15 protein-coding genes are annotated in these 16,649 nt (G+C 73.7%); 5 read left to right on the top strand and 10 right to left on the bottom strand.

What is annotated here, in order from left to right; translation table 11 throughout:
• Positions 1-108: 108 nt before the first annotated feature.
• Positions 109-1,200 (bottom strand): glutamate--cysteine ligase, encoded by a 1,092-nt coding sequence (locus tag EV188_RS24750; RefSeq protein ID WP_133828986.1) that lies wholly within the window; start codon positions 1,198-1,200, stop codon positions 109-111.
• A gap of 68 nt (positions 1,201-1,268) precedes the next feature.
• On the opposite strand from EV188_RS24750, the gene EV188_RS24745 reads away from it, so the two are divergent.
• Together EV188_RS24745 and EV188_RS24740 are read left to right on the top strand one after the other, a co-directional pair.
• A complete protein-coding gene (locus tag EV188_RS24745) occupies positions 1,269-1,763 on the top strand; it encodes an NUDIX hydrolase (RefSeq protein ID WP_243741971.1) in 495 nt (164 codons plus the stop codon).
• 4 nt (positions 1,764-1,767) lie between these two features.
• Positions 1,768-2,970: an acyl-CoA dehydrogenase family protein gene (locus tag EV188_RS24740; protein WP_133828985.1), complete on the top strand. Its 1,203-nt coding sequence runs from the start codon at positions 1,768-1,770 to the stop codon at positions 2,968-2,970.
• Between the two features lie 31 nt (positions 2,971-3,001).
• Here EV188_RS24740 and EV188_RS24735 read toward each other — a convergent pair whose 3' ends face one another.
• Positions 3,002-4,270 (bottom strand): GGDEF domain-containing protein, encoded by a 1,269-nt coding sequence (locus tag EV188_RS24735; protein ID WP_133828984.1) that lies wholly within the window; start codon positions 4,268-4,270, stop codon positions 3,002-3,004.
• Between the two features lie 775 nt (positions 4,271-5,045).
• On the bottom strand, positions 5,046-6,242 hold the full coding sequence (locus EV188_RS24725; protein ID WP_133828982.1) for an MFS transporter: 1,197 nt from the start codon (positions 6,240-6,242) through the stop codon (positions 5,046-5,048).
• A 166-nt stretch (positions 6,243-6,408) separates the two neighbouring features.
• Here EV188_RS24725 and EV188_RS24720 point away from each other — a divergent pair, with 166 nt between their 5' ends.
• Positions 6,409-6,900, top strand: coding sequence for a DUF3145 domain-containing protein (locus EV188_RS24720; RefSeq protein ID WP_166660053.1), 492 nt, complete (start codon positions 6,409-6,411; stop codon positions 6,898-6,900).
• An 80-nt stretch (positions 6,901-6,980) separates the two neighbouring features.
• On the top strand, positions 6,981-7,586 hold the full coding sequence (locus tag EV188_RS24715; RefSeq protein WP_133828981.1) for a Cif family virulence factor: 606 nt from the start codon (positions 6,981-6,983) through the stop codon (positions 7,584-7,586).
• Between the two features lie 134 nt (positions 7,587-7,720).
• Here the strand turns inward: EV188_RS24715 and EV188_RS24710 are convergent, their stop codons facing one another.
• From EV188_RS24710 to EV188_RS24690, 5 genes are all read right to left on the bottom strand, one after another.
• Positions 7,721-8,983, bottom strand: a complete 1,263-nt coding sequence (locus tag EV188_RS24710) for a beta-ketoacyl-[acyl-carrier-protein] synthase family protein (RefSeq protein WP_133828980.1) — start codon at positions 8,981-8,983, stop codon at positions 7,721-7,723.
• A gap of 14 nt (positions 8,984-8,997) precedes the next feature.
• Entirely contained in the window at positions 8,998-9,240 is a 243-nt protein-coding gene (locus EV188_RS24705; RefSeq protein ID WP_133828979.1) for an acyl carrier protein, read from the bottom strand.
• A gap of 64 nt (positions 9,241-9,304) precedes the next feature.
• Positions 9,305-10,285 carry a beta-ketoacyl-ACP synthase III gene (locus EV188_RS24700; RefSeq protein WP_279536768.1) on the bottom strand — a complete coding sequence of 327 codons (981 nt, stop codon included), beginning with the start codon at positions 10,283-10,285 and terminating at the stop codon, positions 9,305-9,307.
• Positions 10,282-11,214: an ACP S-malonyltransferase gene (locus tag EV188_RS24695; RefSeq protein WP_133828978.1), complete on the bottom strand. Its 933-nt coding sequence runs from the start codon at positions 11,212-11,214 to the stop codon at positions 10,282-10,284. The genes EV188_RS24700 and EV188_RS24695 overlap by 4 nt, the downstream gene beginning before the upstream one ends.
• A 148-nt stretch (positions 11,215-11,362) precedes the next feature.
• Positions 11,363-12,535, bottom strand: a complete 1,173-nt coding sequence (locus EV188_RS24690) for a PucR family transcriptional regulator (protein WP_133828977.1) — start codon at positions 12,533-12,535, stop codon at positions 11,363-11,365.
• 20 nt (positions 12,536-12,555) lie between these two features.
• Here EV188_RS24690 and EV188_RS24685 point away from each other — a divergent pair, with 20 nt between their 5' ends.
• The gene (locus EV188_RS24685) at positions 12,556-13,203 is read left to right on the top strand and encodes a pirin family protein (protein ID WP_166660052.1); all 648 of its coding nucleotides are present in this window, start codon (positions 12,556-12,558) and stop codon (positions 13,201-13,203) included.
• 77 nt (positions 13,204-13,280) lie between these two features.
• On the opposite strand, the gene EV188_RS24680 is transcribed toward EV188_RS24685, so the two are convergent.
• Both EV188_RS24680 and aceE read right to left on the bottom strand, forming a co-directional pair.
• Positions 13,281-13,484: a cold-shock protein gene (locus EV188_RS24680; protein ID WP_116710338.1), complete on the bottom strand. Its 204-nt coding sequence runs from the start codon at positions 13,482-13,484 to the stop codon at positions 13,281-13,283.
• Between the two features lie 231 nt (positions 13,485-13,715).
• Positions 13,716-16,535 carry a pyruvate dehydrogenase (acetyl-transferring), homodimeric type gene (aceE, locus tag EV188_RS24675; RefSeq protein WP_133828975.1) on the bottom strand — a complete coding sequence of 940 codons (2,820 nt, stop codon included), beginning with the start codon at positions 16,533-16,535 and terminating at the stop codon, positions 13,716-13,718.
• Positions 16,536-16,649 lie beyond the last annotated feature (114 nt).

The following is a 16,649-nucleotide window of genomic DNA, read 5'->3' as shown; positions in this document are numbered from 1 at the left end:
GTACCTTCCGGCGCTACAGGACCGGAAAGTACGCACGTAGCCCGGTCGGCTCGTGTGAGCGAAATTCCCGGCCATAGCCGGGAATTCCGCTCACATACTCCGGTCGGCTCAGCCCGGCAGGAAGCGCGCCACGGCGTCGTGGGCGGCGGCGGCCGGGTCCCCGTCGGCCTTCCCGGTCGCCGAGCGCTGGCGCTCGCTGCCCGTCCCGTCGGCGAGCAGGCGCGCAAGGCCGTCCGCCGCGCGGTCGGTGTCCCCGGCGTCGGCGAGCGCGTCGGCCACGTGGTGGCGCAGGGCGTCGAGCACCTCGCCCGCGGGCGCAGGGCGGCCGGTGCGCGGGTCGACGAGCTCCTCGGTCAGCCCCCAGCGCGCCGCCCGCCAGTGCGCCAGGCGCAGCGCCTCGACGGGTGCGGTCGGCAGCGGGCCGCCGTCCCGGAACGCGCGCGAGGCCGTCGTCACGAGCGCGCGGGCGAGCACCGCCACGAGCACGGCGTCGTCGACCTCGAGCGACACGTCGGTCACCCGGATCTCGACGGTGCCCAGCTCCCGCGACAGGCGGGCGTCGAAGTAGACCATCGCGTCGTCGAGCACCGTGTCCGTCGCCAGCATCGCCTCGACCGCGGCGTCGTAGGCCTCCAGCGAGCCGAACACCCGCGTCGGGCCCGCCGACGGCCACCGCGACCACACCACCGACCGGTAGCTCGCGTAGGACGTGTCCAGGCCCCGCCAGTGCGGCGAGTTCGCCGCGAGCGCCCGGAGCACCGGCAGCCACGGGCCGACCCGGTCCAGCACGCCGACGCCCTCCTCCGGCGACGCGACCTCGACGTGCACGTGCTGGCCGTTCGTCAGCTGCGAGGTCGCGATCGCCCCGAACCGGTCGGCGATGCGCCCGTAGCGCCCCTCGGCCACCGACTCGCTCCCGCCGTCCGGCCCGACCGGCGAGGTCGCCAGGGCGGCGACGTCCACCCCGGACGCCCGCGCGGCGTCGCGGGCCTCGTGGCGGCGCCGGCGCAGGTCGTCGGCGAGGTCGTCGGCGCTGTGGTGCGGGGCCGTCGCGGTCTCGACCTGCTCGGTGCGCAGCTCGCCGTCGAGGTCGCCGTCGGCCTCGTCGCGCACGGTCCCGGCGCGGCCGCGTGGCGCCCCGGTCTCCCGGTCGACCAGCAGCAGCTCTTCCTCGGCCCCGAACGGGGGCAGGTCGCTCATGGCTCCCGTCTACCCGATGCGGTCGGCACGTCCTGCCCCCGCACGCCCGACGGCCTACCGTGATCGGTGTGCGGGGAGACGAAGCGCAGCGGAGCTCGACCTCGCGACTGGGTGACGGCGACGGCTGGGTGGTCTGCGACGCCGGGCACCGGCACTGGGGCCGGTTCGGCGCGGCGGGGCTCCTGCTGCGCCACGGTGACTGCGTCCTGCTCGCCCACCGCGTCTGGTGGAGCCACCACGGCGAGACGTGGGGCATCCCCGGCGGCGCCCGCAACAGCGACGAGACCGCGCAGCAGGGCGCGCTGCGCGAGGCCGTGGAGGAGACGGGCGTCGACGCGTCGAGGATCCGGCTGACCGGCGAGACCGTCGACGACCACGGCGGCTGGTCCTACGTCACCGTCCACGCCCGGCTCGACACCGACCGGGCCCCCGCGCTCGAGCCGACCGACGGCGAGGCCACCGAGCTGCGGTGGACGCCGGTCGACGATGTGTCGGACCTGCCACTGCACCCGGGGTTCGCGGCCTTCTGGGCCAGTGATGATGCGGTCGAGCGCTTACCGTGAGGGCATGGCTCGTGCTTCCGTTCCCGACCCCAGCGACTTCCTCGCCGTCGACGCCGACCTGAGCGCCGAGGAGCGCGACATCCGCGACGCGGTGCGCGACTACGCCGCCGCGGAGCTCTCGCCGCGCATCGCGGAGTGGTACGAGTCGAACACCCTGCCCCGCGACATCGCCAAGGGCCTGGGCTCGCTGGGCCTGCTCGGCATGCACCTCGAGGGCTACGGGTGCGCCGGCACCAACGCGACGAGCTACGGCCTCGCCTGCCGCGAGCTCGAGGCGGTCGACTCCGGGCTGCGCAGCTTCGTCTCGGTGCAGGGCTCGCTGGCCATGTTCGCGATCCACCGGTGGGGCTCCGAGGAGCACAAGCAGACCTGGCTGCCGCGCATGGCCACCGGCGATGCGCTCGGCTGCTTCGGGCTCACCGAGGCCGACGCCGGCTCGGACCCGGGCTCGATGCGCACCCGCGCGCGGCGCGCCGGCTCGGGACCGGACGCTGACTGGGTCCTCGACGGCTCCAAGATGTGGATCACCAACGGCACCCTCGCCGACGTCGCCGTGGTGTGGGCGCAGACCGACCCCGACGCCGGGTCGAAGGGCATCCGCGGCTTCGTCGTCCCCACCGACACCCCCGGCTTCACCGCGAACGAGGTCAAGCACAAGCTCTCGCTGCGCGCCTCGCTGACCGCCGAGCTCGTCCTCGAGGGCGTCCGGCTGCCCGCCGACGCCGCGTTCCCCGAGGTGCGCGGGCTCAAGGGCCCGCTGTCCTGCCTCAACGAGGCCCGCTACGGGATCCTCTGGGGCGCGGTCGGCGCGGCCCGGGCCTGCTACGAGTCGGCGCTCGCGTACTCGATCGACCGCGAGCAGTTCGGCCAGCCGATCGCCGGGTTCCAGCTGACCCAGCGCAAGCTCGCCGACATGGTCGTCGCGGTCAACCAGGCCGGGCTCACGGCGTCGCGGATCGGGCGCCTCAAGGACGCCGAGGCGCTGCACCCGGCGCAGGTCAGCTTCGGGAAGATGGCGAACGTCAGGGCCGCGCTCGACGTGGCCCGCACGGCGCGCACGGTGCTCGGCGGCAACGGGATCACGCTCGAGTACCCGGTGTTCCGGCACATGACCAACCTCGAGACCGTGCTGACCTACGAGGGCACCGAGGAGATGCACGCCCTCTCGATCGGCCAGGCGGTCACCGGGATCGCGGCCTTCCGCTGAGCCGTCCCCGGCGCTGCCTCCGGCGCTGTGTCTAGCGCGGGGGCGCGCACTCCACCCGGTTGCGGCCCCCGTGCTTCGCGGCGTACAGCGCGGCGTCCGCGCTGACCATGAGCCCGTCGAGGTCGCGGGAGGCCTGCGGGTAGCTCGCCGTGCCGATCGAGGCCGTGAGGCCCCGAACGGTCCCGCCGCCGAGCGTGGGGGAGACGGTGACCTCGCACTCGCTGATCCGCCGGCGCAGGCGCTCGGCGGTGCTGCCGACCTGGTCGGGCCCGGCCTCGGCGACCAGGACGACGAACTCCTCGCCGCCGAAGCGCCCGACGCTGTCGTAGGGGCGGACCTCGGAGCGCAGGGTGTCGGCGACCTCGCGCAGCACGGCGTCGCCGACGAGGTGCCCGTACCGGTCGTTGATCCCCTTGAACGCGTCGATGTCGACCATGATCACGCCCAGCTCGCCGCCGCGGCGCCGCAGGCGGGCGAGCTCGCGGTCGGCCTGGTCGCGCCAGGCCGACGCGTTGGCCAGCCCGGTCTTGGCGTCGGTGCGCGCGGCCCGGGCGAACTGCTGGATGAGGAAGCCGCGGTGCATGCCCATGACGGGGATGAGCAGCACCGGGAGCAGCCACGGCGTCGTCAGCGCGACGACGGCCAGCGCCGCGCCGAGGGCGAGCGCGCCGAGGCCGATGAGCGTGTCCGTGGGTGCCCCGAGCCGCTTCCACCACGGCGTGCCCGGCGCGTTCAGGCAGATCATGAACACGACGAGGCCGTGGTTGACGACCCAGCGCGTGAGGCCCGCGGCGACGAGGACGGCGAGCCCGACCGGGCCCGCCACCTTCGCGAGCAGCCCGCCGGGCACCAGTTCCAGCACGCCCCACGCGGCCACCGAGGCGATGAGGACCGTCGCCGCCGAGTAGGTCCACCGGTGCACGACGGGGCGTTGGGAGACCCGCAGCCACCAGTACGCGAACGTGATGACGACCAGGGCGAGCGCGAGGCCGAGGGGGAGCAGCAGGAGGCCGGCGAAGCTCCAGACCGACTTGAGCTCGATGTAGGGCTGCCCGTCGGCGACGATCTCGCGGCGCCGCTCGATGCCGCGGGCGGTCTCGACGTGGACGACGAGCCCGAGGACGAGCAGGCCGAGCGCCCGCCAGTCAGCCGTCCCGACCGGCTCGAGCCCGGCGACGGCGAGCGAGAGCGCGACGGCCAGGACGTCGATGACGAGGACCGCGACGATCACCCGGCGCGGCGCCTGCCAGAGGCTCCAGCGGCGGGGGTCGAAGCGCTGACCCGGAGTGGCGTGCGCCACATCGGGCGTTCCGGACGCCGCGCCCGAGCCGGTGGCTCCCCGACGGTTCCGGCGAGCGGGACGCCAGGGACGCGCTGGCCCGTCCGTACCGTCGGGTAGGTCGGCGTCGGTGACTGCGCGTACCGAACGATCGGGCGGGACTGCTCCGGGCGCGGGAGAGAGCGCGGACCCGGGGTCGGAAGGACCCCTCCAGGGTTCACGCGCCGTCACGATGAGTGACCTCCTCCAGGTCCAGCCGCCCCTGCTCCGGGCGGTGTCCGCGTGCGGAACACGGTACCGACGGACAGTGGATCTCGGCACCGGGCGTCACCCATTGGGAAGAGATCACCCCGTTGGTTGACGCCCAGTCGCCGTCTGGTCACACACAGCTCCATTGGCGAGCATCGAGGGGCGGATGTGCCCCGCAGTGCGGCCGGATGTGAGGGTTCGGTCGCTCTGCGTCAACGCTGTTCGACCCGAGATCAACGCCAGACGCTGGACTCGGGTTCACCACACAGCGTGTGCGTTGGGCCACTTCCGTGTCGGCGGGACGCCCCGTCCTCGCCGACGCCCCGAACTCGGCGAAAGGACCCCCCGTGGCCGACTCGAACTGGCACCGCGACTCCAACTGGCACTTCGCGGACTCCACCTGGCACCGCGACAGCAACTGGCACTTCGCGGACTCCAACTGGCACCGGGACTCCAACTGGCACTAGGCCCACCCGTGACCCGGTTACTGGCTGGTATCGCTCGCTGAGCGAGTGATACCAGCCAGTAACCGCGCGCACGCTCGCCCTCATCCGGCCCGCGCCCGCGACCACGCCAGCGCGCATGTCGCCGCGACGAGCACCCCCACCCCGCCGGCCACGGCCACCGCCACCGCCGGCTCCGTCGCCTCCGCCAGCACGCCGGCGAGGAGCACGCCCAGGCCCTGGGTGACGCGCAGGGCCGTGACGGCGAGCCCGAACGCCTGCCCCCGGTGGGCGTCGGGGACCGCGGCGACGAAGGCCGCGTTCGCCGGCACCTGGTAGGCGCACGCCAGCCCCGACAGCACCCACAGAGCGACGACGCCCGCGAGCGGCGGGTCCAGGGCCGAGGCGATCAGCGGCACGCACGAGGCGATCGCCAGCGGGCCGAGGAGACGGTCGCGACGCCCGGGCGGCACGAGACGCGCGATCACCACGATGCCCAGCGCCGCGCCGAGCGGGTTCGCGGCGAGCAGCAGGCCCACCGCGACCGGGCCGCCGCCGAGCGCCGCCGCGTAGGGTGCCGCGAGCCCCTCGATCGTCACCACGAACGCCGAGACGCACGCGAGCGCCACCAGCGCCCGCAGCCGCCGGTCGCGCAGGACGATGCGGGCGCCCTCGCGCAGCGCGGCGACGCTCTCCGAGCTCCCGGTCGCCCGCTGCTCGGTCACCCCGAACTGCAGGATCGCCGCCGAGAGCACGAACGTCGCCGCGTCGCCCAACAGTGCGCCCGGCACCCCGACGAGGGCGACGAGCGGGCCGCCGAGCGCGAAGCCGAGGACCTGACCGCTCTGGTACGTCGTCCCCGAGATCGCCGAGGCCACGACGTAGCGCTCGCCGGTGAGGACGTGGGGCAGGATCGCCGCGCGCGCGGCCGCGAACGGGGCGGCGATCAGCTGGCCGGCGACCACGAGCAGGCACAGCGCCCAGAACGGCACGCCCGGCACGGCCATCAGCGCGAGGATCGCCGCGCGCAGCAGGTCGCTGACCACCATCGTCAGCCGCCGCGGCGCCCGGTCGGCGATCCCGGAGAGCAGGGGACCGGCGACGAGGTCGGGGAGGAACGTCAGCGCGTAGGTCAGCGCGGTGAGCCCGGCCGACGCCGTCTGCGTGAACACGAGCACCGCGAGCGCGACGCGGGCCACCTGGTCGCCGAGCACCGACAGGAGCTGCGCGACCCAGAGGGCGAAGAACTGGGGATCGGCGAGGACGTCCCGGAACCGAGCCGGGCGGTCATCCTCGGTCACGGTGTGACGACTCTACGTATCCCGCCCTCGACACGCCCGGGATCCGGTGACACTGGCGCCACAAGAGCATCACGGTGCACACTGCACGGCGGTTGTGATCGGTGCGATCTCTGCCTTGGTACGAGGACGTTGGGGAAGACGCTTCTCGTCGAGTCGGAGGTCAGCAGTGAGCACCCGTGGCGTGATCTACGTCCACTCGTCGCCGTCTGCGGTCTGCCCGCACGTCGAGTGGGCCATCTCGGGCGTCCTCGACGCCCGTGTCGTGCTGGACTGGACCGCCCAGGAGGCGGCGCCGGGGTCGGCACGTGCCGAGGTGTCGTGGGCCGGGCCCGTGGGCACCGCGGCCCGTGTGGCGACCGCGCTGCGCGCCTGGGGGATGGTCCGCTTCGAGGTGACGGAGGACCCGTCGCCGGGCACGGACGGCGAGCGCTTCAGCCACGTGCCCGGGCTCGGCCTGTGGCACGGGCGCACCAGCGCGAACGGCGACATCGTCCTCGGCGAGGACCAGGTCCGCGCGGCGCTCGCCGGCGCGACGACACGGGAGTCGCTGACCCGCCGCATGGACGACCTCCTCGGCACGCGCTGGGACGACGCTCTCGAGGAGTTCCGCTTCGCCGGTGAGGGCGTGGCACCCGCACGGCTGCACCAGGTCGGCTGACCGGCACAGCGCGGACGACAGGAAGCGCGCACGGAGGACGCCCAGCGAGGGTGTCGGGGGAGGCTGGCAGGCTGGAGGTCATGCTCGGGCGGTTCCGTGACGGCGCGCTGGCCGATCGCCTGCGCCCGGGAGTCGTCCTGCCGGTGGTCCTCGGCGTGGCCCTGGTGATGATCGTGATCGCGGGGGCGCTGCTCGGGGCCCGCGCGGCGGCCGTCGGACGCGCTGCGGTGGGCGACACCGGCCCGGTGCTGGTCGGCGCCGAGCTGCCCGAGGACGGCTCGGCGGGCGCGCCGGGCGTCGTGCTCTCGTCCACCGCCGCGATCCATCCCGAGTCGGCGGCCGTGCGCGACGTCCTGCAGCGCTGGACCGACGCCCGCAACGCCGGCGACTTCGCCGCCTACCGCGCCACGCTCGTGCCGGACGCGCGCGTCGACCCGGCGACGTTCGCCGACATCGCGCGCACCCAGCGGGTCGGCTCGGTCGTGGTCCAACGGATCGACCCCGTCGCCGGCGGCGAGCTCGTCGTGCCGCTGGGCTACGTCACCACCCAGGACCCGACGGTCGCGCCGCCCGACGTGCGCGTGCCGCGCCTGTGCTGGCAGATCAGCGCCGTCGTCGAGACCTCCGGCGGCCAGCCCCGCCTGCTCGACCCGCGGCCGGGGAGCCAGCTCCGCTCACCCTGCTGAGCCGGCGGCTTTTCTGACGTTCGACGTCAGCGTGGCCGCCACGCTGACACACGCCGCCCACCCCCGAGAAACGAGAATGCGGCATCGCCGGCGCCGAGACGCCGGCGATGCCGCATCGCTCGGACGAACGCCCGTCAGGCCGGCGTGATCGCCAGGCAGACGTTGTGCCCGCCGAAGCCGAAGGAGTCGCTGATCGCGGCGTCCAGCGACTGCTTGCGGGCCTCGCCGGCCACGACGTCGAGGGTGACGTCGGGGTCGAGCTCCTCGAGGTTCGCGGTGGGCGGGATCAGCCCCTCGCGCACCGAGAGGATCGTCGAGATCGCCTCGACGGCACCGGCGGCGCCGAGGAGGTGACCCAGCGACCCCTTGGGTGCGGTGAGCACCGGGTGGTCGCCGATCGACTTCTTGACGGCCACGGTCTCGGCCACGTCACCGACGCTGGTGGCGGTGGCGTGGCAGTTCACGTGACCGATGTCGGAGGGCTCGAGGCCCGCCGTGCGCAGGGCCGCGGCGATGGCGCGGGACTGGCCCGTGCCTTCCGGGTCCGGCGCCGTGATGTGGTACGCGTCGGCGCTGGTGCCGATGCCGGCGAGACGCCCGTGCACGGTCGCCCCGCGGGCCTGCGCGAACTCCTCGCGCTCGAGCACCACCATGCCCGCGCCCTCGCCGAGCACGAAGCCGTTGCGTCCCGTGTCGAACGGCCGCGAGGCGCGCTCGGGCTCGTCGTTGCGCAGCGCCATGGTGCGGGCCTGGCTGAAGCCGGCGAGCGTGATCGGGTGGATGCACGCCTCGGTGCCCCCGGCCACGACCACGTCGACCTCGTTCGCCATGAGCATCCGCCAGCCCCACGCGATGGCCTCGGCGCCCGACGCGCAGGCCGACACGGGCGCGTGCACGCCCGCCGCCGCGCCGAACTCCAGGCCGACGTGCGCGGCCGGGCCGTTGGGCATGAGCATCGGGATGGTCAGGACCGCGACCTTGCGCAGGCCCTGCTGCTCGAGGATGTCGTCCTGGCCCAGCAGGGTCAGCGCCCCGCCGATGCCGGTGCCGACGATGACCGCGAGCCGCAGCGCGTCGACCTTGGGCGACCCGTCCTCGGCGTTCGGGTAGTCGCCGAGGTCAGCGTGCTGCCACGCCTCGCGCGCCGCGATGATCGCGGTCTGCTCGCTGCGGTCGAGGCGCCGCGCCTCGACACGCTTGAGGATCTCGCTCGGTTCGACGGCGAGCTGCGACGCGATCTTGACGGGCAGCTCGAAGGTGTCGACCCAGTCCTCTTCGATCTTGGAGGCGGCGCCGCGACCGGCCAGGAGGCCGTCCCAGGTGGTCGCGACGTCGCCGCCGAGCGGGGTCGTCGCGCCCATACCGGTGACGACGACCCCCTGGCCGGTGCTGCTCACGAAGTCGCCCTCTTTCAGGAGTGGCTGGAGATGTAGTTGACGGCGTCCTGGACCGTCGTCAGCTTGGCGAGCTCGTCGTCCGGGATCTTGACCCCGAACTTGTCCTCGGCCTGGACCGCGATCTCGACCATCGACAGCGAGTCGATGTCGAGGTCGTCGACGAACGACTTCTCGGCGGTGACCTCCGCGGCGTCGACGCCGGCCACCTCCTCCACGATGCTCGCGAGGTCGGGCAGGATCTCTTCGTTGGTCGCCACGGGCTCCCTTTCTTCGTCGGACTTCAACAGGTCTGCAGTGCTCGGCTGGGGACGGTAGGGCAGATCAGGGCAGCACGACGACCTGCGCCGCGTACGACAGGCCGGCACCGAAGCCGACCAGCAGCGCGACGTCGCCGGACTTCACGCGGCCGGCGCCGCGCATGTGGTCGATGGCCATCGGGATCGAGGCCGACGAGGTGTTGCCGGAGTACTGGATGTCGTCGGCGACGCGCAGGTCGGTGCGCCCGCCCACCTGGCGCAGGCGCTTCGCGATGGCCTCGACGATGCGCAGGTTGGCCTGGTGGGGGACGAGGACGTCGATGTCGGAGGGCGCCAGCCCGGCGGCCTCGACGGCGCGCAGGGCCACCGGCGCGATCTTGGTGGTGGCCCAGCGGAACACCGCCTGACCCTCCTGGCGCAGCGCGTCGGACTCGTCGATGTGGATCGTCGACACGAGGTCGCCCGCGGCACCCCAGATGACCGGCCCGACGCCGACCTCGTCCTCGGTCGCGGCCGGTCCGATCACCGCGGCGCCCGCCCCGTCGGCGAAGATGATGCAGGTCGAGCGGTCGTTCATGTCGAGCCAGTCGGAGAGCTTCTCCGAGCCGATGACCAGCACGTGCTTCGCCGTGCCCGAGCGGATCATGTCGCCGGCCAGCCCGGTGCCGTAGCAGAAGCCGGCGCAGGCGGTGTTCACGTCCATCGCGCCGATGCCGTTGACGCCGATGCGGTCGGCGGTCTGCGCGGCGGCGTTCGGGATCGGCTTGGACATCGTGCAGGTCGCGACGATGACCGCGTCGAGGTCGGTGGGGGCGAGCCCGGCGTCGGCCAGGGCCTTCGACCCGGCCTCGACGCCCATCGAGACCACGGAGTCCTTCTCGTCGCCGAAGCGGCGTTCCACGATGCCGACGCGGCTCTGGATCCACTCGTCGTTGGTCTCGACGATCTTCTCGAGGTCGTGGTTGGTGACGACCTTGTCGGGCTGCATGCTGCCGAGCCCGAGGATGCGGGCGCCGGGCGCCTGCGGGGTGAGCTGGAGCCTCACGAGTGCTCCCCGATCAGTTGCACGGCCTTCTCCAGGTCGTCGGGCGTGTTGATGTTCTGGACCGGCGTCCCCTTGATCTGGCGCTTCACCATCCCGGTGAGCGTGCCGGCGGGGGTCAGCTCGATCGCGGCGCCGACGCCGCGGTCGCGCATGGTGGCCATGCAGGCGTCCCAGCGCACCGAGCGCGTCACCTGGGCGACGAGGCGGTCGAGGAACTCCGACCCGCCGGCGACCAAGGCGCCGTCGGCGTTCTGCAGCAGCGGGTGCGACGGGTCGGCCGGCGCGAGCTCGTCGCGGTGCTCGGCGACCCACTCGCCGAGGGCCTTCTCGGCGGGCTCCATGAAGCGGGTGTGGAAGGCGCCGGCGACCGACAGCGACCGCACGCGCGCGCCCTCGGGCGGCTCGGCGACGAGCTGCTCGATCGCCTCCTTGCGGCCGGCGGCGACGACCTGGCCGGTGCCGTTGCGGTTGGCCGGCTCGAGGTCGAGCTCGGCGAGACGGGCGAGCACGGCGTCCTCGTCGCCGCCGAGGACCGCGGCCATCGTCGTCGGCTCCTGCGCGCAGGCGGCGGCCATCTCCTTGCCGCGCACGGCGGCCAGCGCGACGGCCTGCTCGGCGTCGATGACCTCGGCGATCGCGGCGGCGGCGAGCTCGCCGACGGAGTGGCCGGCGACGACCGCGTCGTCGGGCACGGAGACCTCGAGGCGGAGCTGGTCCCAGGCCAGCAGCGCCGAGGCGACGAGCAGCGGCTGGGTCACCGCGGTGTCCTCGATGGCCGCGGCGTCGGCCTCGACGCCGAGGTGCACGAGGTCGAGCCCGGCGGCGTCCGAGAACGCCTCGAGCCGCCCGCGCGCCTCGGGGCGGTCGAGCCACGGGGCGAGCATGCCGGGCTTCTGGGCGCCCTGGCCGGGAGCGAGGATCGCGATCACAGGGGCCACCTCATCACGGCTGGGGTCTCCTCCGAAGGCACCGGGACGACGAAGTCGGGCCCGGCGCGGTTGTCGAGTTCCCACAATGCCCTGGCTCACACACCTGGCGCGAGACCTCCGGTCGTGGCGTGTCCGCCCTGCTCAGGCGTCATTCCGGCCCGCCGGCGGGGTGCAGCCGATCGAGTCCGATCGCCAGTCGCAGCACCAGCGCGCCGCGCGCCTCGCCGGGGTGCACGCCCGTGAGTTCGGCCACCCGACGCAGGCGGTAGCGCACGGTGTTGGGGTGCACGAACAGCGCCCGGGCGGCGGCCTCGAGCACCCCGGCGACGTCGAGGTAGCACTCGACGGTCGCCGCCAGCTCCCCGCCGGCCTCGCGCAGGGGCGTGGCGACGTCGCGGCGCAGCTGGTCGACGGCCTGGGTGTCGCCGTCGAGGACGCGCTCGGGCAGGAGGTCGTCGGCGGCGACCGGGCGCGGGGCGCCGGGCCACGCCCGCACGGCCCGGTGCCCGGCGAGCGCGGCGGTGGCGCTGTGGTGCGCGTCGGTCAGCCCGGCGACGGTCGGCCCCATGACCACCGCGCCCGGCCCGAACGACGCCGAGAGCTCCTCCAGCGGCGCCCCCGGCCCGGCGATCATCACCAGGCGCGCGCCGTGGGTGCCGAGCAGGACGGTCGCGCCGGCCCGGTGCGCCGCGCGGCGCACGGCGTGCAGCGGCTCCGGCGGCTCCTCCGACGGCGGTTCCCCGACGACGACCGTCGCCTCGGCCGCCGGGTCCCAGCCCAGCGCCGACGCCCGCGAGAGCAGCGTCGCCTCCGCCTCGCCGAGCACCACCGCGTCGACGACCAGCGCCTCCAGCCGGGCGTCCCACGCCCCGCGCGCCTCGGCGGCGCTGGCGTAGACCGTCGCCGCCGCGAACGCGACCTCGCGCCCGAAGCGCAGCACCGCGTGCACCAGCGCCGCGCGCTCGTCGTCGTCGGCACCCAGCAGCGGGATGCGCTCCTCGAACACCTCGGTGGCGATGCGCACGAGCTCCACGGTCTGGCGCAGCGTCACCCGGCGGGCCAGGTCGAGCGGGGCGGAGCGGAAGGCCTCGGCGGTCAGGCGCGGGGTGGCGTCGGGGTCGCGCAGCCAGGCGACGAAGTTGCCGGTGCCGGTCTGGGTCACCAGCAGGACGCCGGAGCGCTGCTCGGCGGTCAGGCGCCCGAACCAGCCCAGACGCTCCGCCATGGCGGCCACGCCCGCGGCGGCGATCTCCCCCGACGCCTTCTCGATGCGGCGCAGCGTGGTCAGCCGGACGCCCGCCCGCGCCGCGGCGCTGCCCATGACCGGGGAGCATGTCACGGATGCCGACCATCCGGACCCTGCGCCGCAGCGATCGTCCCGTCACCGTGGGCGGCGGGGTCCTCTCGCGGCACGGGCTGTCCTTCGGGGCGCACTACGACCCCGGGCGCACCTCGTTCGGCGCCCTCGTCGCGCACAACGACGACGTGCTCGACGCCGGCGTCGCCTACGGCGCCCACGAGCACCGCGACGTCGAGATCCTGGCCTGGGTCGTCGACGGCACGATGATCCACACGGGGCCGGACGGCGTCGAGACGACCGTGCCCGCCGGGACCCTGCAGCACCTCGTGGCCGGGACCGGGTGGCCCCACGACGAGCGGGCCTCCGAGGACGGCGCGGCCCACCTGCTCCAGTTCTGGGTGACGCCGGGCCTGGACGACCCGCCGGCGGGGGAGCCGTCGCTGACCCACCACACGGTCGACGGCTCGCTGACCCTGCCGCTGCGGCGCCCGGGCGTGACGGTGACGGTCGAGCGGGCCGCGGCGGGGGAGTGGCGGCCCGGCGACGGCGCCTTCCGCCACGTCCACGTCGCGCGCGGCGCGCTGGGCGACGCGGTGGCCGGCGACAGCCTCGAGATCACGGGCGCCGGGCCGGTCGCGTTCGAGGCGGGCCCGGACGGCGCCGAGCTGGTCGTCGTCACGACCGCCTGACCCCGGACACACGACGGGGGCGGCGCGTCTCCCGACGCACCGCCCCCGTTTTCGAGAGGTGACTCCGCTGAGATTCCTTACAGCGGCGTGACCTGAACGGCCTGCAGGCCCTTCTGGCCCTGCTCGACGTCGAACGAGACGCGCTGACCCTCGTCCAGGGTGCGGAAGCCGCGGGCCTGGATGGCCGAGTAGTGGACGAACACGTCAGCGCCACCACCGTCGGGAGCGAGGAAGCCGAAGCCCTTCTCGCTGTTGAACCACTTGACGGTGCCTTCTGCCATTCCTGCTCCTCATACCGATGTCACGAGGCGATTTCCTCCGCCCCGACCTTCAGATCCGCCGCCGGAGCCGTGGCTCCCTACGTCGGAGTCCCGCGTCTCGGATCGTCCGGGGGCGTCCGAGCAGCGTGACGTCGACAGCCTATCCGGAAGGATGGGGCCGACCACCAGCCCCGATCGCCGATCTCGCGACGAACGGTCACTGCACGATCACCCCACGCCCCACCAGATGCCTCAGGCCACCCCGGAATCCGAGGTCTGCGGGCCCGCGGCCTGCGGGTCGTCGATCTGGTACTGCTCGGCCGCCCGGATGACGGTGTCGCGCCCGACCTCGCCGCGGCGGGCCAGCGCGGCGAGCACGCCGACCGTGATGTTCTCCGCGTCGACACCGAAGTGCCGCCGGACCGCCGGCCGGGTGTCGGACAGGCCGAAGCCGTCGGTGCCGAGGACGGTGAAGTCGCCGGGCACCCACTTGCGGATCAGGTCCGGCACGGCCTTCATCCAGTCCGAGACGGCGAGCACCGGGCCGGCCGCGTCGCCGAGGGCCTCGGTGACGTACGGCGTGCGCGGGTCGGCGTCCGGGTGGGCGTGGTTGTGCTCGTCGCACTCGACGCCGTCGCGGCGCAGCTCGCCCCACGACGTCGCCGACCACACGTCGGCCTGCACGCCCCACTCCTCGGCGAGCATCCGCTGCGCCTCGAGCGCCCAGGGCATCGCGACGCCCGACGCCAGGATCTGCGCGCGGGGGCCGGGGCCGCCGGGGGCCTGGGCGTAGCGGTAGAGCCCGCGCAGCAGGCCGTCGACGTCGAGACCCTCGGGCTCGGCGGGCTGCTGGTAGGGCTCGTTGTAGACCGTCAGGTAGTAGATGACGTTCGGGTCGCGCTCCGTCGATGGTCCGGCTCCGCTGCGCTGCGCGTCCGGAGGATCGGCCTCGCCGTACATGCGGGTCAGCCCGTCGCGCACGATGTGCCCGATCTCGAACGCGTACGCCGGGTCGTAGGCGACGACGCCCGTGTTGGTCGCCGCGAGCAGCAGCGAGTGGCCGTCGTTGTGCTGCAGGCCCTCGCCGACCAGCGTCGTGCGCCCGGCCGTGGCACCGAGCAGGAAGCCGCGGGTCATCTGGTCCGCGGCGGCCCAGATGCCGTCGCCGGTGCGCTGGAACCCGAACATCGAGTAGAAGATGTAGATCGGGATCATCGGCTCGCCGTGGGTGGCGTACGACGTGCCCACCGCGGTGAACGAGGCGACCGACCCGGCCTCGTTGATGCCCTCGTGCAGCAGCTGGCCCGCCTCGGACTCGCGGTAGGCGAGCAGCTGGTCGTGGTCGACCGAGGTGTAGAGCTGGCCCTGGGGGTTGTAGATCTTCAGGTTGGAGAAGAACGAGTCCATCCCGAAGGTCCGCGCCTCGTCCGGGATGATCGGCACCACGCGCTTGCCGATCTCCGCGTCGCGCGTGAGCTCCTTGACCAGGCGGACGAACGCCATCGTCGTGGCGATCTCCTGCTTGCCGGAGCCGCGCTTGACGACGTCGTAGACCTTGTCGCCGGGCAGCACCAGCGGCTTGTGGCGCAGCCGCCGCTCGGGCAGCGGGCCGCCGAGCTGGCGCCGGCGCTCGAGCATGTACTCGATCTCCGGCGCGTCGGCGCCAGGGTGGTAGTACGGCGGCAGGTAGGGGTCGCGCTCGAGCTCGGAGTCGCTGATCGGCACGCGGACCTCGTCGCGGAAGGTCTTGAGGTCCTGCAGCGTCAGCTTCTTCATCTGGTGCGTGGCGTTGCGGCCCTCGAACGTCGGGCCGAGCGTGTAGCCCTTGATCGACTTGGCGAGGATGACCGTCGGGCGGCCCTGGTGCTCCATCGCCGCCTGGTAGGCCGCGTAGACCTTGCGGTAGTCGTGCGCGCCGCGCTTGAGGTTCCAGACGTCGGCGTCGGAGAGGTCCTTGACCAGGTCCTTCGTGCGCGGGTCGCGGCCGAAGAAGTGCTCGCGGACGTAGGCGCCGTTGTTGGCCTTGTAGGTCTGGAAGTCGCCGTCCGGCGTGGTGTTCATCAGGTTGATCAGGGCGCCGTCGCGGTCGGCGTGCAGGAGCCGGTCCCACTCGCGGCCCCAGATGACCTTGACGACGTTCCAGCCGGCGCCGCGGAAGAACGACTCCAGCTCCTGGATGACCTTGCCGTTGCCGTGCACCGGCCCGTCGAGGCGCTGCAGGTTGCAGTTGATGACGAAGGTCAGGTTGTCGAGACCCTCGGCCGCGGCGACGTGGATGGCGCCGCGCGACTCGGGCTCGTCCATCTCGCCGTCGCCGAGGAACGCCCAGGTGTGCTGCTGCGAGGTGTCCTTGATGCCGCGGTTGCCGAGGTAGCGGTCGAAGCGCGCCTGGAAGATCGCGTTGATCGGTCCGAGGCCCATCGAGACCGTCGGGTGCTCCCAGAACCCGGGCATGAGGCGCGGGTGCGGGTACGACGGGAGGCCGCCGCCGGGCCCGGCGTGCGAGAGCTCCTGGCGGAAGCCGTCGAGGTGCTGGGCGCCGAGGCGGCCCTCGAGGAACGCGCGGGCGTAGATGCCGGGGGAGGCGTGGCCCTGGATGTAGACGTGGTCGCCGCCGCCGGGGTGGTCCTTGCCGCGGAAGAACCAGTTGAAGCCGACCTCGTACAGCGACGCGGCGCTCGCGTACGTCGAGATGTGGCCGCCGACGCCGACGCCGGGGCGCTGCGCGCGGTGCACCATCGCCGCGGCGTTCCACCGGATCCAGGCGCGGTAGCGCCGCTCGGTGTCCTCGTCGCCCGGGAACCAGGGCTCCTGGTCGGTGGGGATGGTGTTGACGTAGTCCGTCGAGTACAGCGACGGCACCGAGACCCGGCGCTCGCGGGCGCGCTGGAGCAGCTGCAGCATGATGTAGCGGGCGCGCTGCTCGCCCTGCCCCTCGAGCATCGCGTCGAAGGACTCGATCCACTCGGAGGTCTCGTCCGGATCGATGTCCGGCAGATGCGACGAGAGCCCGTCGCGGATGATGTGGACCCGGCCGGTGTCCGCGCCTGCGGAGCCCTTGTGGGTGGTCACGGATCGCTCTCCCTGTCGCTGGTTCGTCGACGGCGCGCGGCCGAGTCCGGATCGCGGGCTCCAGCCGTTTTCGGAACCGATTCTGCCCGGTGGTCCGTGGCGGCGCCGACCCGC

It is taken from the genome of Actinomycetospora succinea, from assembly GCF_004363095.1.
GTDB lineage: Bacteria > Actinomycetota > Actinomycetes > Mycobacteriales > Pseudonocardiaceae > Actinomycetospora > Actinomycetospora succinea.
Note: the sequence above shows the minus strand (reverse complement) of the source record. Positions and strands in the feature narration are given on the sequence as shown.

Coding starts and splice junctions, on each gene's coding strand:
- EV188_RS24680 (WP_116710338.1), bottom strand. CDS start 13,484: ATGGCAGAAGGCACCGTCAAGTGGTTCAACAGCGAGAAGGGCTTCGGC.
- EV188_RS24740 (WP_133828985.1), top strand. CDS start 1,768: ATGGCTCGTGCTTCCGTTCCCGACCCCAGCGACTTCCTCGCCGTCGAC.
- EV188_RS24685 (WP_166660052.1), top strand. CDS start 12,556: ATGCCGACCATCCGGACCCTGCGCCGCAGCGATCGTCCCGTCACCGTG.
- EV188_RS24750 (WP_133828986.1), bottom strand. CDS start 1,200: ATGAGCGACCTGCCCCCGTTCGGGGCCGAGGAAGAGCTGCTGCTGGTC.
- EV188_RS24690 (WP_133828977.1), bottom strand. CDS start 12,535: ATGGGCAGCGCCGCGGCGCGGGCGGGCGTCCGGCTGACCACGCTGCGC.
- EV188_RS24715 (WP_133828981.1), top strand. CDS start 6,981: ATGCTCGGGCGGTTCCGTGACGGCGCGCTGGCCGATCGCCTGCGCCCG.